Origin of the sequence: Gordonia cholesterolivorans (genome assembly GCF_039531975.1) — a bacterium.
Taxonomy (GTDB): Bacteria; Actinomycetota; Actinomycetes; order Mycobacteriales; family Mycobacteriaceae; genus Gordonia; species Gordonia sihwensis.
The window spans coordinates 249,337-274,283 of sequence record NZ_BAAARB010000004.1; the positions used below are offsets into that span (position 1 = coordinate 249,337).

20 protein-coding genes and 2 pseudogenes are annotated in these 24,947 nt (G+C 69.3%); 14 read left to right on the forward strand and 8 right to left on the reverse strand.

The genetic code is table 11. The features are described 5' to 3' along the window. The first annotated feature begins 94 nt into the window (after positions 1–94). From ABFX36_RS05950 to ABFX36_RS06010, 13 genes are all read left to right on the forward strand, one after another. Positions 95–862 carry an SDR family oxidoreductase gene (locus tag ABFX36_RS05950; protein ID WP_006896309.1) on the forward strand — a complete coding sequence of 256 codons (768 nt, stop codon included), beginning with the start codon at positions 95–97 and terminating at the stop codon, positions 860–862. Beyond that, the gene (locus tag ABFX36_RS05955; RefSeq protein ID WP_045538180.1) at positions 862–1,692 is read left to right on the forward strand and encodes an SDR family NAD(P)-dependent oxidoreductase; all 831 of its coding nucleotides are present in this window, start codon (positions 862–864) and stop codon (positions 1,690–1,692) included. Before ABFX36_RS05950 ends, ABFX36_RS05955 begins: the two co-directional genes overlap by 1 nt. Then, positions 1,689–2,765 (forward strand): NADPH:quinone oxidoreductase family protein, encoded by a 1,077-nt coding sequence (locus ABFX36_RS05960; protein ID WP_346075383.1) that lies wholly within the window; start codon positions 1,689–1,691, stop codon positions 2,763–2,765. Before ABFX36_RS05955 ends, ABFX36_RS05960 begins: the two co-directional genes overlap by 4 nt. Continuing rightward, positions 2,762–3,517 carry a 3-oxoacyl-ACP reductase FabG gene (gene fabG / locus ABFX36_RS05965; protein WP_006896312.1) on the forward strand — a complete coding sequence of 252 codons (756 nt, stop codon included), beginning with the start codon at positions 2,762–2,764 and terminating at the stop codon, positions 3,515–3,517. The genes ABFX36_RS05960 and fabG overlap by 4 nt, the downstream gene beginning before the upstream one ends. A gap of 2 nt (positions 3,518–3,519) precedes the next feature. Then, positions 3,520–3,972 carry a MaoC family dehydratase gene (locus ABFX36_RS05970; protein ID WP_045538178.1) on the forward strand — a complete coding sequence of 151 codons (453 nt, stop codon included), beginning with the start codon at positions 3,520–3,522 and terminating at the stop codon, positions 3,970–3,972. Further along, complete coding sequence (locus ABFX36_RS05975) at positions 3,972–4,997, forward strand: phosphotransferase family protein (RefSeq protein ID WP_346075386.1); 1,026 nt, start codon at positions 3,972–3,974, stop codon at positions 4,995–4,997. The genes ABFX36_RS05970 and ABFX36_RS05975 overlap by 1 nt, the downstream gene beginning before the upstream one ends. A 1-nt stretch (position 4,998) precedes the next feature. Beyond that, positions 4,999–6,219, forward strand: a complete 1,221-nt coding sequence (locus tag ABFX36_RS05980; RefSeq protein ID WP_346075388.1) for an acyl-CoA dehydrogenase family protein — start codon at positions 4,999–5,001, stop codon at positions 6,217–6,219. Further along, complete coding sequence (locus ABFX36_RS05985) at positions 6,219–7,406, forward strand: acyl-CoA dehydrogenase family protein (RefSeq protein ID WP_278127234.1); 1,188 nt, start codon at positions 6,219–6,221, stop codon at positions 7,404–7,406. The genes ABFX36_RS05980 and ABFX36_RS05985 overlap by 1 nt, the downstream gene beginning before the upstream one ends. Next, positions 7,385–8,500, forward strand: a complete 1,116-nt coding sequence (locus ABFX36_RS05990; RefSeq protein ID WP_346075391.1) for an acyl-CoA dehydrogenase family protein — start codon at positions 7,385–7,387, stop codon at positions 8,498–8,500. The genes ABFX36_RS05985 and ABFX36_RS05990 overlap by 22 nt, the downstream gene beginning before the upstream one ends. Before the next feature lie 186 nt (positions 8,501–8,686). Continuing rightward, a complete protein-coding gene (locus tag ABFX36_RS05995) occupies positions 8,687–10,072 on the forward strand; it encodes an MFS transporter (protein ID WP_045538174.1) in 1,386 nt (461 codons plus the stop codon). 51 nt (positions 10,073–10,123) lie between these two features. Next, positions 10,124–10,753, forward strand: a complete 630-nt coding sequence (locus ABFX36_RS06000) for a TetR/AcrR family transcriptional regulator (RefSeq protein WP_101841579.1) — start codon at positions 10,124–10,126, stop codon at positions 10,751–10,753. A gap of 31 nt (positions 10,754–10,784) precedes the next feature. Next, positions 10,785–12,512, forward strand: a complete 1,728-nt coding sequence (locus ABFX36_RS06005; RefSeq protein WP_197078064.1) for an AMP-binding protein — start codon at positions 10,785–10,787, stop codon at positions 12,510–12,512. Further along, complete coding sequence (locus ABFX36_RS06010) at positions 12,509–15,661, forward strand: carboxyl transferase domain-containing protein (protein ID WP_045538173.1); 3,153 nt, start codon at positions 12,509–12,511, stop codon at positions 15,659–15,661. Before ABFX36_RS06005 ends, ABFX36_RS06010 begins: the two co-directional genes overlap by 4 nt. A 97-nt stretch (positions 15,662–15,758) precedes the next feature. Here the strand turns inward: ABFX36_RS06010 and ABFX36_RS06015 are convergent, their stop codons facing one another. Both ABFX36_RS06015 and ppgK read right to left on the reverse strand, forming a co-directional pair. Continuing rightward, positions 15,759–17,156, reverse strand: coding sequence for an RNA polymerase sigma factor (locus ABFX36_RS06015; protein WP_062366856.1), 1,398 nt, complete (start codon positions 17,154–17,156; stop codon positions 15,759–15,761). 179 nt (positions 17,157–17,335) lie between these two features. After that, complete coding sequence (ppgK, locus tag ABFX36_RS06020) at positions 17,336–18,142, reverse strand: polyphosphate--glucose phosphotransferase (RefSeq protein ID WP_006896324.1); 807 nt, start codon at positions 18,140–18,142, stop codon at positions 17,336–17,338. Between the two features lie 117 nt (positions 18,143–18,259). Between ppgK and ABFX36_RS06025 the strand changes: the two genes are divergently transcribed. After that, positions 18,260–19,162 (forward strand): inositol monophosphatase family protein, encoded by a 903-nt coding sequence (locus tag ABFX36_RS06025; RefSeq protein WP_045538171.1) that lies wholly within the window; start codon positions 18,260–18,262, stop codon positions 19,160–19,162. A 24-nt stretch (positions 19,163–19,186) separates the two neighbouring features. Here ABFX36_RS06025 and ABFX36_RS06030 read toward each other — a convergent pair whose 3' ends face one another. From ABFX36_RS06030 to ABFX36_RS06050, 6 genes and pseudogenes are all read right to left on the reverse strand, one after another. After that, positions 19,187–20,104, reverse strand: coding sequence for a dioxygenase family protein (locus ABFX36_RS06030; protein ID WP_045538170.1), 918 nt, complete (start codon positions 20,102–20,104; stop codon positions 19,187–19,189). Beyond that, positions 20,101–21,163, reverse strand: a pseudogene (locus ABFX36_RS06035) (maleylacetate reductase). The gene ABFX36_RS06030 and the pseudogene ABFX36_RS06035 overlap by 4 nt, the downstream one beginning before the upstream one ends. Positions 21,164–21,165: 2 nt before the next feature. Then, positions 21,166–21,783, reverse strand: coding sequence for an aromatic-ring hydroxylase C-terminal domain-containing protein (locus tag ABFX36_RS19035; protein WP_428832044.1), 618 nt, complete (start codon positions 21,781–21,783; stop codon positions 21,166–21,168). 87 nt (positions 21,784–21,870) lie between these two features. Continuing rightward, a pseudogene (locus ABFX36_RS19040) lies at positions 21,871–22,955 on the reverse strand (FAD-dependent oxidoreductase); the annotation flags it as partial. Between the two features lie 65 nt (positions 22,956–23,020). Continuing rightward, entirely contained in the window at positions 23,021–24,091 is a 1,071-nt protein-coding gene (locus ABFX36_RS06045) for an MBL fold metallo-hydrolase (protein WP_006896330.1), read from the reverse strand. A 46-nt stretch (positions 24,092–24,137) separates the two neighbouring features. Next, a complete protein-coding gene (locus ABFX36_RS06050) occupies positions 24,138–24,947 on the reverse strand; it encodes an ABC transporter ATP-binding protein (protein ID WP_006896331.1) in 810 nt (269 codons plus the stop codon).

Below are 24,947 nucleotides of genomic sequence, written 5' to 3' on the forward strand. Positions count from 1 at the left end.
GGTTGACGGATGTCTCACCGTGGTGCAAGGTGGATCGTAACAGCTAAGCAAGCGCTTAGTCAGAGTTCACCGCAGTTCATGACAAGGAGACTCCGTGGCACAGATCGATCCTCAGCGCTTCAAGGGCCAGACGGCCATCGTGACGGGCGCCAGCCGCGGCATCGGGTTCGCGATCGCCGAGCGGCTGATCGCCGAAGGCGCCAAGGTCACGATCACCGCTCGCAAGAAGGAGGCCCTCGACGACGCCGTCGAACGGCTCGGCGGTGCGGACGTGGCGCTCGCGGTACCCGGTCGCGGCGACGACCCCGACCATCAGGCCGATGCGGTGGCGAAGACCGTCGAGCGCTTCGGCAGTGCGGATCTGCTCGTCAACAACACCGGTATCAACCCGGTCTACGGACCGCTGATGGACATCGATCCCGAGGCCGCACGCAAGATCATGGACGTCAACGTCATCTCGGCGCTGCGCTGGGCGCAGGCGGTCAACCGGGCCTGGCAGGGTGAGCACGGCGGTGCGATCGTCAACGTCGCCTCCATCGCGGGTCTGCGCCCCGCACCGGGCATCGCCTTCTACGGGGTGTCGAAGGCCGCGGTCATCCATCTCACCGAAGAGCTCGCGTGGGAGCTCGGACCGAACATCAGGGTCAACGCGGTGGCTCCGGCGGTGGTGAAGACGCGGTTCGCCACCGCCCTCTACGAGGGTCGCGAGGAGCAGGTCGCCTCGGCGTACCCGCTCAAGCGATTGGGGGAGCCGGACGACATCGGTTCGGTGGTGGCCTTCCTGCTGTCGGCCGACGCGGGCTGGATGACCGGACAGACGCTCGTCGTGGACGGCGGCGTGCTCCTCGGCGGCGGCGCCTGATGAGCGGCGCGGACCCGGCGGCCTTCGATCCGGCCGGTAAGACGGTCGTCGTCACCGGAGCGGGCAACGGCATCGGCGCCGGGCTCGCCGTCGCGATGGGTGCGCGGGGCGCTCGGGTGGTGGTGGCCGATCTCGATGCGCAGGGCGCCGAACGCACGGTGGCGTCGATCGCGGGCGCGGGCGGAACCGCGGTGGCCGCACCGGGCGACGCCGCGTCGCAGGACGGTGTGGACGCCCTGATCGCGACGGCCCGCGAAGCCTACGGTCCGATCGACGCGTGGTTCGCCAACGCGGGAGTCGACCGAGGGCGCGGGCTCGAGGCCGACGACGCCGACTGGGAGCTCTCGTGGAATGTCAACGTGCTCGCGCACGTGCACGCGGCGCGCCGGCTCGTCCCGGAGTGGATCGAGCGCGGCGGCGGACGGTTCGTCGTCACCGCTTCGGCGGCCGGGCTGCTGACCATGCTCGGCGCTCCCGCGTATTCGGTGACCAAACACGGCGCCGTCGCCTTCGCCGAATGGCTGTCGGCGACCTATCGGCATCGAGGCGTAGTGGTGCAGGCGATCTGTCCGCAGGGCGTGCGCACCCGGATGCTCGATCAGTCCGGGCCCCTCGAAGAACTGCTCAGCCATGACGTCGCACTCTCCGTAGACGACGTGGCGGCGGCGGTCGAGGCGGCCCTCGACGGCGACGACTTCCTGATCCTGCCGCACCCCGAGGTGTCCGGCTACTACCGGGCGAGGGCCGGCGACACCGACCGCTGGCTCGCGGGCATGAACAAACTGCAGCGCAGGCTCGACTCGGCCCGGTCCGAGGGAGAGCCGCGATGAAGGCGTGGCGGGTGCAACGGCTCGGCGAGCCCTCTGAGGTGCTGCACCTCGCCGACGTCGACCTCCCGGAGCCGGGACCTGGGCAGCTGGTGGTGCGGGTGCTCGCCTCCGCGGCGAACTTCCCGGACGTCCTCATGTGCCGCGGGCTCTATCAGGTGCGGCCGGAACTGCCGTTCACCCCGGGAGTGGAACTGTGCGGCGAGGTGACCGCGCTCGGTGAGGGCGTCGCCGGGCTGTCGGTCGGCGACCGGGTGCTCGGCGGCGCGGTGCTGCCGTACGGCGGTTTCGGCGAGTACGCGGTGATGGCCGCCGCCGAGACCTTCCCGGCGCCGGAGTCCCTGGACGATGCGCAGGCCTCGTCGCTGTTCATCGGGTACCAGACCGGCTGGTTCGGACTGCACCGTCGAGCCCGGCTCCAACCGGGGGAGACCCTGCTGGTGCACGCCGCGGCCGGCGGGGTCGGCAGTGCCGCGATTCAACTGGGCAAGGCCGCCGGCGCGAAGGTGATCGGCGTGGTCGGCGGATCGGCCAAGGCCGGGGTCGCTCGCGAGCTCGGCGCCGATGTCGTGGTGGACCGGCACACGGAAGACTTCGTCGAGGTCGTCAAGTCCGAAACCGGCGGTCGCGGCGCCGACGTGATCTACGATCCCGTCGGCGGCGACACCTACCTGCGGTCCACCAAGTGCATCGCATTCGAGGGGCGGATCCTGGTGATCGGCTTCGCCGGCGGCACCATCACCGAGACGGCGCTGAACCACGCGCTCATCAAGAACTACTCGGTGGTCGGTCTGCACTGGGGTCTGTACAACAGGTACGCGCCCGACCTCGTCCGCGAATGCCACGCCGAGCTCACCGCGCTCGCCGACTCCGGAGCCATCGCGCCCCTCGTCAGTGAGCGGCTGCCACTGGAGGAAATCCCCGACGGCCTGCAACGGCTCGCCGACGGCAATACCGTCGGACGCGTGGCGTATCAGGCCACGCCGAGCGGACTCACCGGCCGCTCCGCCCGATCCCGCACACCCGAATCCCGCACATCCGAATCAAGTACGTCCTCGAAGGAGAGAACACTATGACCACCCAGCGCATTGCGATCGTGACCGGCGCCGCTCGAGGCATCGGTGCCCAGGTGGCGCGCCGTCTGGCCGACGACGGTCACGCCGTGGCCGTTTTCGATCTCGACGAAGCGGCCTGCCAGAGCGTCGCCGACGAGATCACCGCCGCCGGCGGCAGAGCGATCGGTGTGGGCGTCGACGTCTCGGACGAAGTCAAGGTGGAGGCCGGCGTCAGCCGGGTCGCGGCCGAACTCGGGCCGCCGACGATCCTGGTCAACAATGCGGGCATCATCCGCGACAACCTGCTGTTCAAGATGAGCGTCTCCGACTGGGACTCGGTGATGGCGGTGCACCTGCGCGGTGCCTTCCTGATGTCGCGCGAGGTGCAGCAGTACCAGACCAAGGAGGGCTGGGGGCGCATCGTGAACCTGTCGAGCACCTCGGCGCTCGGCAACCGCGGCCAGGCCAACTACTCGGCGGCCAAGGCGGGGATGCAGGGCTTCACCAAGACCCTGGCGCTGGAGCTGGGCCGCTTCGGCGTCACCGCCAACGCGATCGCTCCGGGATTCATCGCGACCGATATGACCGCAGCGACCGCCGAGCGCATCGGCGTCTCCTTCGACGACTTCAAGACCGCCGCGGCCAAGGAGATCCCGGTCCAGCGCGTGGGCGAGCCCGCCGACATCGCGCACACCGTGAGCTTCTTCGCGAGCGAAGGCGCCGGCTTCGTCTCCGGTCAGGTCATCTACGTCGCCGGCGGACCGAAGGCCTGACGATGATCGAGATCAACAGTGCCGAAGACCTCGTCGCCGCCGTCGGAACGCATCTGGGCTACTCCGACTGGTACGAGGTGACTCAGGAGAAGGTGAACCTGTTCGCCGACGCCACCGGTGACCACCAGTGGATCCACGTCGACCCGGAGAGGGCCGCGAAGGGACCCTTCGGCACCACCATCGCACACGGCTATCTGACCCTGTCGTTGATTCCGGTGCTGCGCCAGAGCGCCTGGCGTGCGGTCGGAACCACGATGGGCGTCAACTACGGCACCGACAAGGTGCGGTTCCCCGCGCCCGTCCCGGTCGGATCGAAGGTACGGGCCGGCTTCGAACTCGTCGAGGTGAAGGCGAGTTCGGCCGGTCAGCAGGTGGTCGAGAAGGTCACCATCGAGATCGACGGCGGCGAGAAGCCGGTGTGCATCGCCGAGACCGTCTCGGTGCTGGTGTTCTGATGGCGGCCACCGGTTCACGCGAATTGCCCGGTCTCGATCTGGCCCGGCTGACTCCGTGGTTCATCGAGAACGTCGGCCCGATCGAGGGCGCGCTCGACGCGGAGCTGATCGCCGGCGGCAAGTCGAACCTCACCTACCGCCTCACGGACGGAGACAACCGCTGGATACTGCGCCGCCCGCCCGTCGGCAAGCTGCTGGCGACGGCGCACGACATGGGACGCGAGTACACGATGATGTCGGCGCTGGCGCCGACGGAGGTGCCCGTGCCGCGGATGTACGCGATCTGCGACGACACCGACCTGCTCGGCGCGCGGTTCTATGTCATGGAGGCCGTCGACGGGACTCCTTACCGTAAGGCCGCCGAACTGGCCGAGCTGGGCAGCAGCCGCACCCGTGCGATCTCCGAGCGGCTCGTCGACACGCTGGCCGCGCTGCACCGCGTGGATCCGGCCGAGGTGGGACTGGGCGACTTCGGCCGTCCCGAAGGATTTCTGGCCCGGCAGGTCGCGCGGTGGCGCAAACAGTTCGACGCCGCGCACACCCGCGACCTCCCGGACATGCAGCGACTGCACGGGCTGCTGGCCGAGCGGGTACCCGCCGACGCCGCCCCGGGCATCGTCCACGGCGACTACCGCCTCGACAACGTGCTCGTCGACGACGCCGATCAGGCCCGGGCGGTGCTCGACTGGGAACTGTCGACGATCGGGGACTCGCTCACCGATCTGGCGCTGATGTGCGTCTACCACCGTCTCGGTGCTGCGGGCGGCGGCGTCACCGACGTCTCGCTGGCGCCCGGCTTCCTCACCGAGGACGAGGTCCTCGCGCGCTATTCCGCCGAGTCCGGCCGTGACCTCTCGGACTTCGGGTTCTACCTCGCGTTCGGCTGCTTCAAGCTGGCCGGGATCGTCGAGGGCATTCACTACCGCTACGTCAACGGTCAGACGGTCGGCGAAGGATTCGCCGACGCCGGACAGGCCGTGGGTCCGCTGCTGAACGCGGGCCTGGACGCTCTGAAGGAGAGCTGAGATGGATTTCGAGTTCGACGCGAAGACCGAGGAACTGCGGGAGAACCTCCTGGAGTTCATGGATCAGTTCGTGTACCCGGCCGAGTCGGTGTTCGCCGAGCAGCTGGCCGCGCTCGAGGACCCGTGGGATTGGGACAGCGTGCCGGTCCTCGCCGAACTGCGGGCCGAGGCCCGCAGGCGCGGACTGTGGAATCTGTTCCTGCCGGGCGAACACGGGGCGGGACTGACCAATCTGCAGTACGCGCCGCTGGCGGAGATCACCGGCCGCAGCCCCGGGCTGGCCCCCGCCGCACTCAACTGTGCCGCGCCCGACACCGGCAACATGGAGGTCCTGGCCCAGTACGCGAACGCCGAGCAGCAGCGCAAATGGCTGACCCCGCTGCTCAACGGCGAGATCCGCTCGGCGTTCGCGATGACCGAGCCGGATGTCGCCAGCTCGGACGCGACCAACATCGAACTGTCGATCGTCCGCGACGGTGACGAGTACGTCATCAACGGGCGCAAATGGTGGATCACCGGTGCCATGAGCCCCAACGCGAAGATCTTCATCGTGATGGGGAAGACCGATCCGTCCGCGGAGCGGCACGCGCAGCAGTCGATGATCCTCGTCGAGCGCGACACCCCGGGCTTCGAGGTGGTGCGCGGGATGCACGTGCTCGGCTACGACGACCACGATCACGGCGGCCACGCCGAACTGCGGTTCACCGACGTGCGCGTCCCGGCGGCGAACCTGATCGGGGCGGAGGGCGACGGATTCGCCATCGCTCAGGGCCGGCTCGGACCGGGCCGCATCCACCACTGCATGCGGTCGATCGGCATGGCCGAGCGTGCGCTGGAGATGATGTGCCGGCGAGCCGCGAGCCGCGTCGCCTTCGGCAAACCGCTCGCCGAACAAGGTGTGATCCGCAACTGGATCGCCGAATCGCGGGTCAAGATCGAGCAGTTGCGGCTGTTGGTCCTGAAGACCGCGTGGCTGATGGACACCGTCGGCAACCGCGGCGCCCACACCGAGATCCAGGCCATCAAGATCGCCACCCCGTCGACGGTCGAGTGGATCCTGGACAAGGCGATTCAGACGCACGGCGCCGGCGGACTCTCCCAGGACTTCCCGCTCGCCAACTACATCGCGGGCATCCGGACGCTGCGGTTCGCCGACGGTCCGGACGAGGTGCACAAGAATTCCCTCGCGCGCGCCGAACTCCGCAGGCAAGGGACTCGCTGATGACGGAGGCGACCGCGGCCGATCTCGCGCGGACGGTGGCGGACTTCCTGGCCGCGCACGATCCCGCGACCACCGATCCGCTGGAGTTCCTCCGAGCCCGGTACGACGCGGGTCTGGCCTGGGTGGCGTACCCGGTGGGCCGCGGCGGACTGGGGCTGTCGCGGTCGCTTCAGCCCGAGGTGGACCGACTCTTCGCGGAGGCCGGCGCACCCGGAAACCGGAGCGAGGTCAACGGCATCGGCCTGGGCATGGCCGCGCCGACGATCCTGCGCTACGGCACGCCCGAGCAGCTCGACCGCTACCTGCGCCCGCTCTGGACCGGCGAGGAGGTGTGGTGCCAGCTGTTCAGCGAACCCGGGGCCGGCTCCGACCTGGCGGCCGTGGCCACCCGAGCCGTCCGCGACGGCGACGAGTGGGTGGTGAACGGGCAGAAGGTGTGGACCTCGGGCGCGCACAACGCCCGAATGGCGATCCTCGTCGCCCGCACCGACGGCGATGTGCCCAAGCACCGCGGACTGACGTACTTCCTGTGCGATATGACCGACCCCGGCGTCGACGTCCGGCCGCTGCGCCAGATCACCGGCGAGGCGGAGTTCAACGAGGTCTTCCTCACCGACGTGCGCATCCCGGACAGCCAGCGGCTGGGGGACATCGGTCAGGGCTGGGAAGTCGCCAATGCGACCCTGAACAACGAACGGGTGGCGATCGGGGGCCGGGCCGCCCGGCGTGAGGACGGGATGATCGGCGTGGTCGCGCGGACCTGGCGCGACCGCCCCGACCTGCGTACCCCGGAACTGCACGGCGAACTGCTGAAGCTCTGGGTCGATTCCGAGGTGGCTCGTCTCACCGGCGTCCGGCTCGGCCAGAAGCTCGCCTCCGGGCAGCCCGGTCCGGAGGGAGCGGCGATGAAACTCTCGTTCGCACGCATCAACCAGGAACTGTCCGGGCTGGAGCTGGAGATCCTCGGCGCCGAGGGACTGCGCTACTCGGATTGGACGATGGTCCGGCCGCAGCGCGTCGACTTCTTCGGCCGCGACGCGGGCTACCGGTATCTGCGAGCCAAGGGCAACTCGATCGAGGGCGGGACATCGGAGATCCTGCGCAACATCGTGGCCGAACGCATCCTCGGACTGCCGCCCGAACACCGAGTCGACAAGGACATTCCATGGAAGGACGTGCCGAGATGAGCGTCGCGGCGGACTACGTGCCGCACCTGGTGACCGACGAGGCGGAGGAGGATCTGCGGGCCGCCGTGCGCGATCTGCTGTCCCGGCGAGTCAGCACGGACGCCCTCATCGCCGCCTACGACGGCGCCGCGCCGCCCGACCTCTGGCGGGAGATGGCCGGACTGGGGCTCGCGGGCGTGTTGATCGGTGAGCAGCACGGCGGTGCCGGAGCCACCCCGGCGGTGACGGCGGTGGTCTTCGAGGAACTCGGTGCGATACCGGCGCACACCCCGATGCTCACCAGCGCCGTGATCGCGACCACCGTGCTCGAGGAGGCGGGCGACACCGAACTGCTCCCGGGACTGGCCGACGGATCCGTCGTCGCCGCGCTCGCCGTCCCGTTCTCCGCCGATCCGTATTCGGTCATCGCGACGGTGGCGGCGGCCGACGCGCGCCTGTCCGGGCGGGTGCAGAGCGTGGCCGGCGCCGAGGACGCCCATGTCTTCCTGGTTCCCGGTTCGGACGGCGCCCTGTACGCGGTGCCGTCGGAGTCGGTCGTGGTCACGCCGGTCACGTCGCTCGACATGACCCGACCGGTCAGCGACCTCGAGTTCGACGGGGCCGAGGGGAGGCGTGTGTCGGACGACGGCGCGGCGGCGATCCGCTCCGGTCTCGCGATGGGCGCGGCCCTGCTGGCGTCCGAACAAGCGGGCATCGCGCGGTGGTGTGTCACCGAAACCGTGGCTTACCTGCGGCAGCGACGCCAGTTCGGGCGCGTCGTCGGTGGCTTCCAGGCGATCAAGCACCGGCTGGCGGACCTGTACGCGGACACCGAACAGGCCTCGGCGGCGGCGCGCGCAGCTGCGGTCGTCTCGACCGATCTCGGAGTGGACTCTGACGAGTCGGCGCTGACGACGGCGGTCGCGGCGGCCTACTGCGGCGACCACGCCGTCCGGGCCGCCGAGGAAGCCGTCCAGTTGCACGGCGGCATCGGAATGACCTGGGAGCATCCCGCGCACCTCTACCTCAAGCGGGCGAAGGCCGATCAGATCGCTCTCGGTACTCCCGGACGGCATCGGGCGGCGCTGACGATCCTCGCCGATCTGCCCGCCTGACCTCGGCGAACCGGAGGCGACGAGACGCGCCGTCGGCGGACGTGACCACGTCCGCCGACGGCGCGTTTTAGCTGTGCACGACGGTCGTCTCCTCGGACGCTCGCGCTGGGCGTTCAGGCATTGACGTTGACGTCAATGTAAAGCATGATGAGTGTCACGCATCACACTTCGAGACCGAGGAGGGTCATGAGAAATCCAACTGGTGCGGTGGCAGCGCAGGGGACCGAGGAACTGTCCGCGCACCGCAAACTGCTGGCCGCCGGTCTGTTCGGAAGCTCCATCGAGTGGTACGACTTCTTCGTCTACGGCACCGCAGCGGCGCTCGTCTTTCCGAAGATCTTCTTCCCGGACGCCTCGGCGCTGGTCGGCACCCTGCTCGCGTTCAGCACCTTCGCGGTCGGATTCATCGCCCGCCCGCTGGGCGGCATCCTCGCCGGCCACTTCGGCGACAGGATCGGCCGCAAGCCGATGGTCCTGGCCTGCCTGATCTCGATGGGACTGGCGACCTTCCTGATCGGATGCCTGCCGTCGGCGGCCGCGATCGGCTCGGCCGCGCCGATCCTCCTCGTGACCCTGCGATTCATCCAGGGGCTCGCGTGCGGCGGCCAGTGGGGCGGCATCATCCTGCTGCTCACCGAATCGGCAGGCCCCAAGCGCCGCGGATTCGCCGGGACGTTCGGTCAGATGGGAGTGCCGCTGGGTCTGGTGATGGGCAACCTGGCGATGATCATCGTCAACGCCTCGACGTCGGATGCGGCCTTCCTGAGCTGGGGCTGGCGGATCCCGTTCTGGGCCAGTGCCGCCCTCATCCCGCTGGTGCTGTACATCCACTTCAAGGTCGAGGACTCACCGGAGTTCCGTCGACTGCAGGAGACCGCCGCGGCCAGGCGCGATACCGAACAGATCGCCCAGGCACCGCTGTCGGAGGCCATCCGCTTCCACTGGCGCAAGATCCTGCTCGGCGCGGGGCTGCTGGCAGCGACCAACTCGGCCTTCTATGTGGCGATCGCCGGATTCCTGGCCTACGGCACCAAGTCCGCGGCGGACAACGGCCTCGGCATGGACCGGACCACCGTCCTCGCCGCCATCATGGTGGTCTCCGTCCTGATGCCCGTGGTGATCGCGTGGGCGGGTAAGGCGTCCGATTCGATCGGCCGCCGACCGTTGATCCTGCTCGGCGGCGGCGTGCTGCTCCTGTGGGCGTTCCCGTTCTTCTGGCTCGCGAACTCCGCATCGGGCGTTCTCCTCTTCTTCGCGATGATGATCAGCAGCATCGGGCAGGCGTTGACGTACGGACCGCTCGCCGCCTTCATGGCCGAACTGTTCGAGCCCCGGCTGCGCTACTCCGGCGCCTCACTCGGCTACCAGATCGCCGCCGTCGCCGTCTCCGGCGTCGCCCCGCTCGTCATGACCTGGATCATCGCCGAGACGGCGTCGACCACCGGAGTGTCGATCTATCTGGCGGCGATGGCACTGGTCACCGTGGTCTGCGCCTGGCGGCTGCCGGAGACCAACGGTGCGGCCGTCCGCACCGATCCGGAGGCGGTGCCGGGCGTGCCGGCCGCCGCTTGACGGCGTTCCGGCGTCCTTGAAAGGCCGACCGTGTCACAGCAGACTGTCACAGTGAGCACCACTCAAGAGCGTGCCCGTGCCAGCCGCAAGGACGCCGGAGCAGCCCGCCGCAACCAACTCCTCGCCGCCGCCGCCGAGTGCTTCGACGAGTTCGGCTACTCCGCGGTCACCGTCGAGATGATCGCGAACCGCGCGCACACCTCGCGCCCCACGTTCTACGCCTACTTCCGATCGAAGGACGAGGTCTTCCTGGCCCTGGTGGAGAAGCTGGCAGACGAGCTGAACGTGACGCAGAGCCTCACCGGGCTGGAGGACGCCGGTGCACGCGAGATCCTCGCCGCGACCACTCGCGCGTACCTGGACGCCATCTTCTCGATGGGCGGCATCGTCGGGCTGATCGACGTCACCGCGTCGGTGCGGCCGGAGGTCGCCGAGATCTGGACCTCGGGAGCCGACCGCCGGATCCGCGGCTACGCGCGATTCCTCCGGAACCTTCCCGGCGGAACCCTCGATCCGGCGATCGAGCCGGAACGACTGGTGCAGATCATCGGCGACGCCATCCACCACGGCGCCAAGCGGCTCGCCGGGGCGGATGAGGAGGCCAAGGAGCGGTTCGTCCTCGACATCATCGCGGTCACCGAGCGTCTGCTCGGACTGACCGACGACCACCCGGCCCCGTAGCGGGCCACCCCGAACAGGAGCAGTTCCACCCATGTCCCCACAGAGCACGCCGGCTGACGTCCGGGCCACCGACAGCACACAGACGCCACCGGCAGCGGTTCTCGAGGCGGCGGCCGCGGAGCTCGCGGCCCGGCAGCTGGCGAATTGGCCTGCCGCCGTGCCCCGAGAATTCGAGTACCCGGCCGGACGTCCGACGATGGTCGACCACCTGCGGCATTGGGCCGCACTCCGTCCCGACGCGCCGGCGATCACCTTCTACGACCGCGACGTCTCCTATGCGGAGTACGACGAGTTCTCGGACCGGTTCGCGGGTTGGCTCGAGTCGGTGGGCGTTCGGGCGGGGGACCGGGTCGGAATCCACCTCGCCAACTGCCCGCAGTTCCCCATCGCGATGCTCGGCGTGCTCAAGCTCGGCGCTGTCCATGTTCCGGTGAACCCGCTGTTCAAAGGCTTCGAGCTCGAGCACGAGCTCACGGATGCGAACGTGACGGTGCTGCTCACCTCACCCGAGCAGCGTGACCTCGTCGAGTCGGTGCGTGCCCGCACCCCGGTGCGACTGGTCGCGACGACGGCACTGGACGACATGCGCGCACATCCGTCGTCGACCGCGTCGGACTGGGCCGAGATCATGCGCTCCCCGCGCGCGCAGGCGCGCCCGGCCGATCCGGACGTGCTCGCGGCGTTGAACTACACGGGCGGCACCACCGGTATGCCGAAGGGGTGCGAACACACGCAGCGGCACATGGCGTACACGGCCGCCACGGCCACCCTCGCCGGCGGAACCGGCCTGGGCGATGCGGACGCGGTCTCGATGAACTTCCTGCCCGTCTTCTGGATCGCCGGCGAGGACTTCGGCATCATCAAGCCGCTGATCAACGGCCAGCGGGTGGTGCTGCTGACCCGGTGGGACGCCGCAACGGTCGTCGACCAGGTGGCCGCCTACGGTGTCACCGACCTCGTGGCCACCGTCGACAGTTACCTGGAGATCCTCGACCTGCCCGGCCTGGACCCGGCTGCGCTGCGCTCATTGAGGTCCACTCTCGCCGTGTCGTTCGTGACCCGGCTCGATCCGCCGATCCGGGCCCGATGGCGGGCCGCGGTCGGATCGGTCCTGCGCGAGGCCTCGTACGGCATGACCGAGACGCACACCGCCGACACGTTCACCCTCGGCTTCCAGGACGGCGACCGCGATCTGCTCGCCGATCCGGTGTTCTGCGGTCTGCCGGTTCCCGGAACCGACATCCTGGTCGTCGACGACGACGACCGTCCGCTGCCGGTCGGCGAGGTCGGCCAGATCATCGTCCGGAGTCCGTCGATCCTGAGCGGTTACCTCGACAATCCCCGGGCCACCGCCGACGCGCTCCGCGACGGGTGGCTGTACACGGGCGACCTCGGCCGCTTCGACGAGTGGGGTGCGCTGCACTACCTGGCGCGGACCAAGGAGATGATCAAGATCAACGGCATGAGTGTGTTCCCGTCGGAGGTCGAGGCACTGATGCGCCGCCACGAGGGGATCGAGGCGATCTCGGTGGTTCCTCGGCCGGACCCCGACAGGGGGCAGGTCCCGGTCGCCTTCGTCGTGGTCACCGAGAACGGCCCGGACGAGCGGTCGCTGGTGGCCTGGGCGAGGGAGAACCTCGCGACCTACAAGGTGCCGGAGGTGATCGTCGTCGACGCGCTGCCGATGACGGCCACCGGCAAGGTCCGCAAGGGCGAACTCCTCGAGCGCGCCGCGGCGACGACCGGGGGCGCGGCATGAAGCTGCTGATCGCCAATCGGGGCGAGATCGCCCTGCGCATCATCCGCACCGCCCGCGAGATGGGCGTGTACACCGTCGCGGTGTACGCACCGGACGACGCCGCCACACCGCACGTCGCCGCCGCCGACGAGGCCGTCGGACTGCCCGGTGAGGGCGCGGCCGCGTATCTCGACATCGACGCGGTGTGCAGCGCCGCGATCCGGACGGGTGCCGACACCGTGCATCCGGGTTACGGCTTCCTGTCGGAGAACGCCGACTTCGCGCAGGCGTGCGCGGACGCGGGCATCACGTTCGCGGGCCCGGCACCCGAGGTACTGCGGCGTTTCGGCGACAAGCAAGCCGCGCGCGCGGCCGCCGTCGAATGCGGGCTCGATGTGCTCGCCGCGACCGACGGCGCCGCCGATCTCGCGCGGATCAGGGAGTTCGCGGGACGATGCCCCGGCGGTGTGATGCTCAAGGCGCTCGCCGGCGGCGGAGGGCGCGGGATGCGTCCCGTTACCGGCGACGCAGATCTGGACGCCGCGTTCCGGTCCGCGGTCGCCGAGGCCGAACTCGGATTCGGCGACGGGCGGGTGTTCGCCGAGGAACTCCTCACCGGCGGTCGGCACATCGAGGTGCAGGTGGTCGGCGACGGCGCGGAGGCGGTGGCGGTCGGCGACCGCGACTGCAGCGTCCAGCGCCGTCGACAGAAACTCATCGAGGTGGCGCCCGCACCGGGACTGGGCGACGGCTTGCGCACTCGGTTGCACGACGACGCCGCGCGACTGGTCGCGGCGGCCGGGTACCGCGGGCTCGCGACGGTCGAGTTCCTGGTGCAGGGGTCGCGCGCGGTGTTCCTCGAAGTGAATCCCCGCATCCAGGTGGAACACACGGTCACCGAGGAGGTCACCGGTCTGGATCTGGTGGCGATCGGACTGACCCTGGCCGGCGGGGGCCGGCTCGCCGATTGCGGTCTGGCCACGATCCCGCCCACGACTGCCTGCGCGGTGCAGACGCGCGTCAACCTCGAGACGATGAGCGCCGACGGTTCGGCGATGCCGACAGCGGGCAGGCTCGACGCCTTCACGCCGCCGACCGGACCCGGCGTCCGCGTCGACACCTTCGGCGCGCCCGGACTGGAGACCTCATTGCGGTACGACTCCCTGCTCGCCAAGGTCGTCGTCCGCGCGCCGACTCTCTCGTCGGCCTACGCGAAAGCCGACCGCGCGCTGTCGGAGTTCGTCATCGACGGGCCGCAGACCAACATCGGGCTGCTGCGGGCGATCCTCGCGGACGCCGAGTTCGCTCAGGGGCCGGTCGACACCGGCTTCCTCGACCGCAGGCTCGCCGACCTGCTGCCCGCGTGCGACGACGACGGCGCGCGGCAGACCGTCGACGCCGACCTCGACGAGGACGAACAGGCGGTGGCCGCGCCGCTGACCGCCACCGTCATCCACGTCGCGGAACCGGGCCGCGTGGTCGCCGCCGGCGAGCCCCTCGCGGTACTCGAAGCGATGAAGATGCAGCACGAGGTGATCGCCGAGACCTCGGTGCGGGTGATGCGGGTGCTCGCGGCCGAAGGCGCGACGGTGCTCGCGGGCACCCCTCTGGTGGTCTACCGCCCGGACGCTGCGGCGAGCGTCGCAGCCGACACCGCGGCCGACGACCTCGACCGGAACCGCGCCGACCTCGACGAGGTGAACGCACGGCATCGTCTCACCCGGGACGAGGCCCGCCCCGATGCGATCGCCCGTCGCCATCGGATCGGCAGGCGCTCCGCACGGGAGAACATCGCCGACCTGGTCGATCCCGGCAGCTTCGTCGAGTACGGCGGGCTCGTCATCGCCGCGCAGAAGGCGCGGCGGTCGGAGGACGATCTGATCGCCAACACCCCGGCCGACGGGTTGGTGGGCGGAATCGCGACCATCGCCGCCGACGCCTTCGGTGCCGACCGTGCCGCCGCGGTGGTCATGTCCTACGACTACACCGTCCTCGCGGGCACCCAGGGTTGGCGCAACCACGCCAAGACCGATCGCATGCTCGACATCGCGCTCAAGCGGGAGATCCCCGTCGTCTTCTTCACCGAGGGCGGCGGCGGCCGTCCGGGCGACACCGACCTCGACATCGTCGCGGGCCTGGATGTGTCGACCTTCCGATCGATGGCCCGCGTGCGCGATCGCGCACCGTCGATCGCCGTGGTGTCCGGCCGGTGTTTCGCGGGCAACGCGGCTCTGGCGGGCGCCTGCGACATCCTCATCGCCACCCGCGACGCGAACATCGGCATGGGCGGTCCGGCGATGATCTCCGGCGGCGGGCTCGGCGAGTACCCGCCCGAGGCGATCGGCCCGATCGACGTGCAGCGCCGCAACGGCGTGGTCGACCTCGTCGCCGACGACGAGGCGCACGCCGTCCGGCTCGCTCGGCAGGTGCTGGGCTACTTCCGGGGCGCGGTGGACGAGTGGACCGCCCCCGACGGGCGTCAGGCGCGCCACGCGGTACCGGAGAACCGGCTGCGGGCATACGACGTGCACGCCGCGGTGAGGGCGGTCGCGGACGTCGATTCGGTTCTGGAACTGCGCCCGGATCACGCACCCGGAATCGTCACCGGTTTCCTGCGCGTGGAGGGCCGGCCGTTCGGATTCGTCGCCAACAGCAGCCTTCATCTCGGCGGCGCGATCGACGCCGCCGGAGCCGACAAACTCGCCGAGTTCCTGGAACTGTGTCAGCTGCGCGGACTCCCCGTGGTCTCGTTCTGCGACACCCCGGGTTTCATGGTCGGGCCGGAATCGGAGGAGCAGGCCACCGTGCGCCGCTTCTCCCGCCTCTTCTCGGTCGGCGCCCGACTGACCGTGCCGTTCGGTGCGGTGATCCTGCGCAAGGGCTACGGACTCGGCGCGATGGCGATGGTGGGCGGGAGCTTCCGGGCGCCGCAGTTCACAGTGGCCTGGCCGACCGGTGAGATCGGCGGCATGGGTCTGGAGGGCGCCGTGCGGCTCGGCTTCTCGAAGGAACTCGCCGCGGCCCCGGACGACGGGGCGCGGACCGAACTGTACGACCGACTGGTCGCGACGATGTACGCGCGCGGACGCGCCCTGAGCGCGGCGGCGACCTTCGAACTCGACGACGTGATCGACCCGGCCGACACCAGATCGTGGATCCGCACGCTGTAGGGGAGCCCGACGCAGAACGCCGGCGAGTCGACGCCGCCCGGGACGGGTGGGGGTCGACTCGCCGGCGTTCGTCGATCTGCCGGGCGGGGCCTGCTGCTCAGTCCAGGTAGTCGCGGAGCACCTGGGAGCGGCTCGGATGCCGGAGCTTGCTCATCGTCTTCGACTCGATCTGGCGGATGCGCTCGCGGGTGACTCCGTACACCTGGCCGATCTCGTCGAGGGTGCGGGGCTGACCGTCGGTGAGACCGAAGCGCAGCCGGACGACGCCCGCTTCACGCTCGGACAAGGTGTCGAGCACGTCCTGCAACTGGTCCTGCAGAAGGGTGAAGCTGACCGCGTCGACCGCGACCACCGCTTCGGAGTCCTCGATGAAGTCACCGAGTTGGCTGTCGCCCTCGTCGCCGATGGTCTGGTCCAGCGAGATCGGTTCACGCGCGTACTGCTGGATCTCCAGCACCTTCTCCGGCGTGATGTCCATTTCCTTGGCGAGTTCCTCCGGCGTCGGCTCACGGCCGAGATCCTGAAGGAGTTCGCGCTGGATGCGGCCCAGCTTGTTGATGACCTCGACCATGTGCACCGGGATGCGGATGGTGCGGGCCTGGTCGGCCATGGCGCGGGTGATGGCCTGCCGGATCCACCAGGTGGCGTACGTGGAGAACTTGTAGCCCTTGGTGTAGTCGAACTTCTCGACGGCGCGGATCAGGCCGAGGTTGCCCTCCTGGATCAGATCGAGGAAGGCCATCCCGCGACCGGTGTACCGCTTGGCGAGGGAGACCACGAGCCGCAGGTTGGCCTCGAGGAGGTGGTTCTTGGCACGGTTTCCGTCACGCGAGATCCACGACAGGTCGCGCCGCTGCGCCACCGACAGCTTCTCGCCCGACTCCATCACCCGGCGCAGCCGCTCGGTGGCGAACAGTCCCGCCTCGATGCGCTTGGCGAGCTCGACCTCTTCCTCCGCGTTCAGCAGGGCGACTTTGCCGATCTGCTTGAGGTAGGCGCGAACCGAGTCGGCCGAGGCGGTGAGTTCGGCGTCCTTGCGAGCCTGCCGCAGCGCCTCGGACTCGTCCTCGTCCCAGACGAAGTCCGGCTTGGGCTCGTCGTCCTTCTTCGCGCGGCCGCGGCCCTTCGCGGCCTTGGCCGGCTTCGCGTCGTCGGCCTCGTCGTCATCGTCGACGATCAGTTCGGCGTCGGCGAGATCGATCTGCGAGTCGTCGACGTCGTCGAGGCCCTCGCCGCCGTCGAGTTCGGTCTCGTCCACCTCGACGGTGGGATCGGCGGCCTTGCTGCCCGCGGTCTTCTTCGTCGTCTTCTTGGCGGCGGTCTTCTTCGCAGTCTTCTTGGCTGCAGTCTTCTTCGCGGCGGCCTTCTTGGCGGGCGCCTTCTTCGCGGCGGCCTTCTTGGCCGGTGCCTTCTTGGCGGGCGCCTTCTTGGCTACCGGGGCGTCTTCTGCTCCGGTGGCTTCGGCTGCTGCGTCGGTGGACTTGGTGGTTGCCACGTACAACCTTTCGACATAACTCACGGGCGGCACGGCTGCGCGCGTCCCGAACAGGACGTGACGCCGTGGGCGAAGGGGCTTGAGGGCTCGGTGCGAGACCGACGTGTTCCATTGTAACGACATCGCCGTGACGAGCACATGCGCATGCCGGTCTCACGCCCCCGACGAGCGGCCGACGATCAGAACGAAAGACCCTCGTCGACGGCGATCGCAGCGCCGACGATTCCCGCGGTGTTGCGCAGCTCAGCAGCGACGACGGGGGTCTGGTTGGTCAGCAGCGGAATCCACTGATCGGCTTTGCGGCTGATCCCGCCGCCCGCGATGAACAGGGTGGGGGAGAAGATCGCCTCGTAGTGCCGCAGCACTTTGGAGACCTTCTTGCTCCACTTCTCCAGCGACCACCCGTGGTCCTCGCGCACCTTCGCCGACGCGCGGTGCTCGGCCTCCTTGCCGTCGATCTCAAGATGGCCGAGCTCGGTGTTCGGTACGAGCGTTCCGTTGTACAGGAGCGCCGAACCGATGCCGGTGCCGAAGGTCAGGAGGATCACCGTGCCCTCGGCGTCGCCGACACCGCTGCCGAACCGGTACTCGGCGATTCCGGCGGCGTCGGCGTCATTGAGCACCGTGACGCGGCGCCCGCCCAGCCGGTCGCTGAACAAGGCATACAGGTCGGTGCCCTTCCACGACTCGTCGATGTTGGCGGCGCTGCGCATGATCTGCTGCCGGACCACGCCCGGGACGGTCAGCCCGACCGGGCCGGTCCAGCCGAAGTGCTCGACGATCTCGGCGACCGTGTCGGCGACCGCGGCCGGGGTGGCGGGCTGCGGGGTGGCGATGCGGTGGCGTTCTCCCACGAACTGTCCGGTTCGAAGGTCGACGATCGCCCCCTTGACTCCCGAGCCGCCGATGTCGATGCCGAAGCCGAGGTCGGATGACGGACTCGGCGAACGGTCGGAGGCAAGCACGGTGAATCGCGCGTCGGTCATCGGTACGGTCCGCCCTTCTTGGCAGGTCGAGGCTCGATCGGTGGACGATGGCGGCGGGAGACGGCCTGCGCCGTGCTCCCGTCGGACACTCTAGACTCGCAACTCTAGACTCTAGGTGTGACGTCTCCCGGCTTCTCCACCCCGTCCGATCCCATCGATACGCCCACGGCCGCGCCTGCCGAACTCGCCGAGATCGCCCGGCGGGTGGCCGAACGGGCCGCCGAGCACGTCCGGACGCGGCGGGTGGAACTGTTCGCGCCGACGGGCACGAGGGTCGCCGACGGCTCGGTCGAGTCGAAGTCGACCCCGACGGATCCGGTCACGGTCGCCGACCGGGAGTCCGAGGCACTGATCCGGAACCTGCTGCGCGCCGAGCGGCCCGACGACGAGGTCCTCGGCGAAGAGGACGGCGGGTCTGTCGATGTCCCCACCGGGGTCCGCTGGGTGGTCGACCCGATCGACGGCACGGTGAACTTCCTGTACGGGATACCGGCGTTCGCCGTGTCGGTGGCGGCACAGATCGACGGACGCTCGGTGGCCGGCGCGGTGGTCGACGTCGCCCGCGGGGTGACGTATTGGGCGAGCGCCGGCGGGGGAGCGTGGGCGACGGGACTCGGGCCGGAAGCGATCCGACTGTCGTGCAACCCGATCACCGACGTCGGGCTGGCTCTCGTGGCCACCGGATTCGGGTACTCGCGCGAGCGTCGCGTGCGCCAGGGCGCGCTGATCGCGCAACTGCTGCCCGAAGTGCGCGACATCCGGCGAGTCGGCGCCGCGGCGCTGGACCTGTGCATGGTGGCATCGGGTGCTGCCGATGCCCACATCGAGCACGGACTGAGCCCGTGGGACTGGGCGGCGGGCGGACTGATCGCAGCGGAGGCCGGGGCGACGGTCCTCCTGCCGCCCGCGGACTCGCGATCGAGCGACGGCCACGTGACGGTCGCCGCAGCCGGCGGCATCGCCGACGAGTTCGTCGACGTCCTCGAGCGGATCGGAGCGCTGCGCGCGTTGCCCGACTGAGCCCGCGTACCGCCGGCCGGCCCGTCATTCGTCGGTTGCGGCTCCGGGCGCCAGCACCACGTCGAACCGCACTCGTGACCACGGTCCGTCGATCACTCGGCCGTCCGGAGTCGGTGTGCCCGCCGGCTGCTCGATGAAATCCTTGACCAGCGAATCCTTGACTCCGAACACGCTGTCGCGGTCCAGCAGCTCGTCGCCGCGGACGAAGATGTGCGTCACCAGGCGCCGGCAGCCCGGCGCGGTGACCATGAAGTGCAGGTGCGAGGCGCGGTAGGGCGATCGGCCCACGGCCTGCAGCATCTTGCCTACCGGGCCGTCGTAGGGGATCGGATACGGCGTCGGCTTGATCCCCCAGAACCGGTACCCGCCGTCGTCGTCGGTGAACAGGTGGGCGCGCGCCGCGACGCGCCCGTCGTCGTGCTGAACGTCGTAGAGACCCTCATCGTCGGCCTCCCACACCTCGATCCTGGCGTTGCGGACCGGATCGCCGTCGACGTCGCGGACGGTGCCCTCCACCCAGCACGGCTGTCCCGCAGCGCCGAACGCCATGTCGCCGCCGAGTTCGATGCGGGGGGCTCCGTCGACGAAGAACGGGCCGAAGACGGTCGCCTCGGTCGCATCTCCGTAGGCCTCGTTGTTGATGGCGATGGTCTGCATCGACGCGCCCAGCGTGTCCGACAGCAGCACGAACTCCTGTCGCTTGTCATCGGTGATGTGACCGGCGTCGGTGAGGAAGTCGATGGCGACCTGCCACTCGTCCTCGGTCAGCCGCACATCGCGGAGAAGGGCGTGCAGATGTTCGACGAGCGAGACCATCACCCGTCGCAGACGCGGATCGGCGCAGTCGTCGAAGGAGTGGACGACGCGCTGTACGACGTCCTCTTCGACCGCCCGTTGGCGTTCGGAGATCGGGTGGTTCGAGTGGTCGGGGATGGTGGTCATCGGGGTTCGTCTCCTTCCCACGCCGCGCGGAGCAACGCGGTGAGGTCGTCGGTGCTGACGGGTTTCGGGTTGTTCGTCGGGATGGCTGCCAGAATGGGCGGGACCGCTGCGGCGATACCTTCTTCGGGCATGCCGTAGTCCTTGAGCGCGCGGGGCGCCGACACGGCGCGGCGCAGGGCGGCCAGACCGGCGACCGCGGTCTGGCTGCCGAACGCGCGAGAGATGCGTGCGGCGGCCTCCGGTGCGCCGGGCGCGTTGAAGGCCAGCACGTGAGGCAGGACCACCGCGTGCGTCTGCGCGTGGGGCAGGTCGTACATCCCGCCCAGGACATGACAGATCTTGTGATGCATGCCCGAACCCGCCGAGGCGAACGACACCGCCGCGAGGTACGCACCGTAGAGCGTCTGCTCGATGGCGTCGAGGCCTCCGGCGCCGTCGACCAGCCCGATCATCCCGGCTCGCAGTCCGCGGATCCCCTCCTCGGCCAGCGCTCGCTCGATCGGATCCGCGCGCGGGCCCCACATCGAGTCGACGCAGTGGGCGAGCGCGTTGAGCCCGCTGGCGACGGAGAGATCGGCGGGCAGGGACTGCAGGAGGGTCGCGTCGTACACGATCGACGTGGGCAGGACGCGCCGGTCGGTTCCAGTGGTCTTGACTCCGTTCTCGGTCATCCTCCCAGACGTTCGTGGCTTCGCTGCCCGCGTAGGTCGTCGGCACGGCGACGATCGGCACACCGCTGCGCAGGGCCACGGCTTTGGCCAGGCCGGTGGCCGAGCCGCCGCCCACGCTGACGAGGACGTCGACGTCACCGGTGCGGGCAGCGGCCCGGGCGCGCTCGGCGACCTCGATCGGCACGTGCATGGCGACGTCGTCGTGCCGCACCGCGAGCGGGAGCCGCGCGGCGACGGCCTCCACCTGTTCGGCGCTCGGACCGGAGTGGATCAGCATGGCCCGAGTGCCGCCGACCGCCGCGACCTCCGCGGCCACGGCTCCCGGCGCGTCGCCCCGCGCGAACACCACGCGCTGCGGCAGCGTCTCGTGAATGAAGTCGAAGCTCATCGTCAGCGCCCCAAGACCGTTCGCATCGCCGTCGACAGTTCGCGGGTCGGGTCGTCGGGCAGCTGGTTCGAGCGCCAGGCGATGTGCTTGTCGGGCCGCACGAGGAGCGCCCCGGACTCCGAGACCTCGCGGAGCTTCGCCCAGTCGTAGTACAGATCGGTCACGTCGCGGCCGGGACCGATCACGACTGCTTCCAGAGGTACTCCGAGCTCGCGGGCGACGGCGTCGGCCGCCTGCGTCCACGGACTGCCCGCGACGCCGGTGACGAGGGTCCAGCGATCGTACGGCGCCAGGTCGAGCATCGCTTTGCGCGAGACGTTGTCGCCGACCCAGGCGTGGGGCAGATGTGCACCCGGCGACGTGGACGGGACGTAGTACAGATCGCGATCCTCACGCCCGGCCGGCGGCTGCGGCTCGGTGCCGTCGGAGACGATCGCAGCCGAACGGTAGAACTGGCCGAGTTCCACCCCGTGCGCGTTGAACTCGTAGTTCTTGGTGTTCATGGCTTTGACGAGGGCAGCCCGTTTCGCCTCACCGGCCGGCGAGTCGGCTTTCCGCTCGGCGATCGCGGCGGCCATCTCGTCGCCCTCCAGACCGACGACGCCGAGTGCGGTGAACATGTCGGAGAACTCTCGCGCCGACTTGTTCGCCCGGGTGACGATCTGTTCGGCGACGGGGGCGCGTTCGGCGGTGTAGGAATCGAGCAGCGACGGTGCCGCCTGCCCGCGCAGAACCGCGGCGATCTTCCAGGCCAGATTGTACGAGTCCTGCACCGAGGTGTTGGACCCCAGACCGTTCGACGGCGGGTGCCGATGAATGGCGTCGCCGACGCAGAACACCCGGCCCTTCTGCAGGTCGGTGGCGTACATCTCGTTCACGCCCCACAGGCTGTAGCCGGTGATCTCCGGCTCGAGATCCGGCACCCCCAGCAGGTCGCGAATGATGCCGGTGGCCATCTCGTCGTCCAGATCCGGCGGCGGCTGGTTGATGTCGTAGCCCCATACGATGAGCCACTCGTCCCACGGGCGCACCATGCGCACCAGTCCGGTTCCGATGCCGCCGACATTCGATCCGGGCTGGATCACCCAGTAGAGAACACTCGGTCGATGGTCAACCAGGGAGGCGATGTCGGCTTTGAGATGTTCATCGATCCGGCGATGTCCATCGCGCCTTCGAACGTCAGACCGATGTCCTCGGCCACGCGTGAGCGGGCGCCGTCGGCCCCGATCAGGTACTTCGCGCGGATCCGGTACTCCTGGCCGGTGAGACGGTCCCGCACGTCGACGGTGACGCCGTTCTCGTCCTGCGAGTGGCCGAGATACTCGGTGGAGAAGCGGGTCTGCGTTCCGCGGACGGTCGCGTTGCGGACCAGGATGGGCTCGAGGTAGGTCTGCGGGATGTCCACCGTGAGGCACGGCGAGGCGAGCCGGTAGTCGCCCTCGCGGTCGGGGCGGGTGCCCCAGGTGCGGATCCGTCCGATCTCCTCGCCTGCGATCGACGTGCAGAAGACGGTGTCGCCGATCAACTCGTGGGGAGTGGCCTCGGCGAGGACCTGGTCCTCGATGCCCATGTCCCGGAAGACCTCCATCGAGCGTTGGTTGGTGATGTGCGCTCGGGGCGTGTTCGCGGTCCAGCGGTACTTGGTGATCACGATGTTCGGGATGCCCAGCGTCGACAGGAACAGCGCTGCCGACGCGCCTCCGGGTCCGGAACCGACGATCAGGACATCGGTCTCGACGATGTCCCCCTCGGGCACCTCGGTTGCGGCGATGCCGTCGTTGAAAACAGCCATGATCTGGCCTTCCTGTGAGATTTGATGCCTGTGCGATGTGCTGCGGTCGTGCGCCGGCGGGCGGTTCAGCGGGGCTCGCCGAGACCGAAATGCATGAGGTCTTCTCCCACCACCAGGTGGCCGGAGAACCCCTGCTGCGCCTGCTGCCACTTCTCGACCGGCGTATTGCCCGGCACCAGGTGTGTGAGGACCAGGGTGTCGACGCCCGCGGCCTCGGCTTGAGCGCCGACCTCCTCGATCGCGGTGTGCGCCGCGAGCATGTGCTGCATGAGGTTGGGGTCGGGTCTGGCGGAGTTCGGCCCGAGCAGGGAGTCCACCCAGTCCATGTCGATGCACTCGTGGAGGAGGATGTCCGCGCCGTCCGCGATCGTCACCAGATTGCTGCACACGCCGGTGTCGCCCGAGACGACGATCGAGCCGTCCGGGGTGTCGAAGCGGAAGGCGAAGGCCGGGAAGATCGGCCGGTGGTCGACGAGGATGGCGGTCACCCGGACGTTCTCGTCCGCATAGACCTCGAACGGTTCCATCGCCGGACTCGGGTCGCCGTTGGGGTCGTCGCCGGTCGTTCCCGGGAGCACGATGTCGTGGAACTCGAAGATCTCGCGCAGATCCTGCTTGGCGTTGTCGCGCATCCGGTCGTTGATGTCGAGGGCGTACGCCTGGAGCAGCCTGGCCGTCGACTCCTCGAGACCGGGTGTCGGCGACTCCGGATTGAAGACCTCGGGGATCGGATCCCGATTGGTCTCGTCGAAGATCGGCGGCAGGACGCGACGATCGCCGGGGCCGTAGACCTGCACCGGCTGCCGGAGACCGTCGGAACCGTTGTGCCAGGCGAGGAGCAACAGGTTCGGATAGTCGACCATGTGGTCGGAGTGGTGATGGGTGATGAACACGCCGCGGAGGTCGTCGAGACCCTTCTGGAATCCGGCCGGGCCGAGACCGGCCTTGCGGTACCGGGGACCCCACCCCTCACCGCAGTCGATCAGGTACACCGAGTCGTTCACCGTGATCGCGGTCGAAATGCCGGCGCGGTCCGATCCGTCCCACCACGGCGGTCCGCCGGAGGTGCCGAGCAGGGTGACCCGGGTGCGATAGGCGGTGGCCTGGGCGTTGTCGAGAGGCTGATGAGTTGTCATGGCGGCGTTCTCCTAGAGGGCTTTCTCCTGCTGGCGTTTCGGGTGGTCAGGCGATGCTCGCGTGCGACTGCGCGGCCTGGATGAGCTCGAAGACCTCGGTGCGGTACTTCGCGTACGCGGGCAGCGTCTTGGTCTCGAGTTGGTCCCGTGGCTGCGGTAGATCGACGTCGATGTTCCGCGTCACTCGGGTCGGAGCACCGGAGAGGACGATGACTCGATCACCGAGGTACACGGCCTCGTCGATGTCGTGGGTGACGAAGACGATGGTGGTGTCGAAGTCCTTCCGCACACGCAGCACCAGGTCCTCGAGTTCGATGCGGGTCTGCGCGTCGACGGCGGCGAACGGCTCGTCCATCAGCAGCACATCCGGCTGATATGCGAGACCCCGGGCGATCGCCGCGCGCTGCTGCATGCCGCCCGACATCTGCCAGGGGTACAGGTCGTGCTTGCCCGCCAGGCCCACCGCTGTGAGAACCGAATCGATCCGGACCGCGCGCTCGGCCTTGCGGACCGTGCGGCGCAGCGGAAGTTCGATGTTGTCGGCGACGCTCAGCCACGGGAACAGGGAGCGACTGTAGTCCTGGAAGACGACGGCCAGCTTCGCGGGCGGTCCGGTCACCGTGTCACCCTCGAACAGGCAGGCGCCGTCGGTGGGTGCGAGCAGGCCGGCCATGCACCGCAGCAGGGTGGTCTTGCCCGAGCCCGAGGGGCCGACCACGCAGACGAACTCGCCGCGGCGCACGGTGAAGTCGATTCCGGCCAGGATCTGGACATCGCCGTAGGATTTGCGCAGGTCGCGCAGTTCCATGAGCGTCGTCGGTGCGGTGACATCGGTTTCGGTGGCGTCGACAGACAT

What these genes read in the sequence shown, in the direction of transcription:
- ABFX36_RS06010 (WP_045538173.1), top strand. Translation starts at nt 12,509, where the DNA reads ATGAAGCTGCTGATCGCCAATCGGGGCGAGATCGCCCTGCGCATCATC.
- ABFX36_RS19035 (WP_428832044.1), bottom strand. Translation starts at nt 21,783, where the DNA reads ATGTTCACCGCACTCGGCGTCGTCGGTCTGGAGGGCGACGAGATGGCC.
- ABFX36_RS05980 (WP_346075388.1), top strand. Translation starts at nt 4,999, where the DNA reads ATGGATTTCGAGTTCGACGCGAAGACCGAGGAACTGCGGGAGAACCTC.
- ppgK (WP_006896324.1), bottom strand. Translation starts at nt 18,142, where the DNA reads ATGACCGACGCGCGATTCACCGTGCTTGCCTCCGACCGTTCGCCGAGT.
- ABFX36_RS05955 (WP_045538180.1), top strand. Translation starts at nt 862, where the DNA reads ATGAGCGGCGCGGACCCGGCGGCCTTCGATCCGGCCGGTAAGACGGTC.
- ABFX36_RS06005 (WP_197078064.1), top strand. Translation starts at nt 10,785, where the DNA reads ATGTCCCCACAGAGCACGCCGGCTGACGTCCGGGCCACCGACAGCACA.
- ABFX36_RS06030 (WP_045538170.1), bottom strand. Translation starts at nt 20,104, where the DNA reads ATGACCACCATCCCCGACCACTCGAACCACCCGATCTCCGAACGCCAA.
- ABFX36_RS05995 (WP_045538174.1), top strand. Translation starts at nt 8,687, where the DNA reads ATGAGAAATCCAACTGGTGCGGTGGCAGCGCAGGGGACCGAGGAACTG.
- ABFX36_RS05975 (WP_346075386.1), top strand. Translation starts at nt 3,972, where the DNA reads ATGGCGGCCACCGGTTCACGCGAATTGCCCGGTCTCGATCTGGCCCGG.
- ABFX36_RS05990 (WP_346075391.1), top strand. Translation starts at nt 7,385, where the DNA reads ATGGAAGGACGTGCCGAGATGAGCGTCGCGGCGGACTACGTGCCGCAC.
- ABFX36_RS05985 (WP_278127234.1), top strand. Translation starts at nt 6,219, where the DNA reads ATGACGGAGGCGACCGCGGCCGATCTCGCGCGGACGGTGGCGGACTTC.
- ABFX36_RS05970 (WP_045538178.1), top strand. Translation starts at nt 3,520, where the DNA reads ATGATCGAGATCAACAGTGCCGAAGACCTCGTCGCCGCCGTCGGAACG.
- ABFX36_RS06050 (WP_006896331.1), bottom strand. Translation starts at nt 24,947, where the DNA reads ATGTCTGTCGACGCCACCGAAACCGATGTCACCGCACCGACGACGCTC.
- ABFX36_RS05960 (WP_346075383.1), top strand. Translation starts at nt 1,689, where the DNA reads ATGAAGGCGTGGCGGGTGCAACGGCTCGGCGAGCCCTCTGAGGTGCTG.
- ABFX36_RS06045 (WP_006896330.1), bottom strand. Translation starts at nt 24,091, where the DNA reads ATGACAACTCATCAGCCTCTCGACAACGCCCAGGCCACCGCCTATCGC.
- fabG (WP_006896312.1), top strand. Translation starts at nt 2,762, where the DNA reads ATGACCACCCAGCGCATTGCGATCGTGACCGGCGCCGCTCGAGGCATC.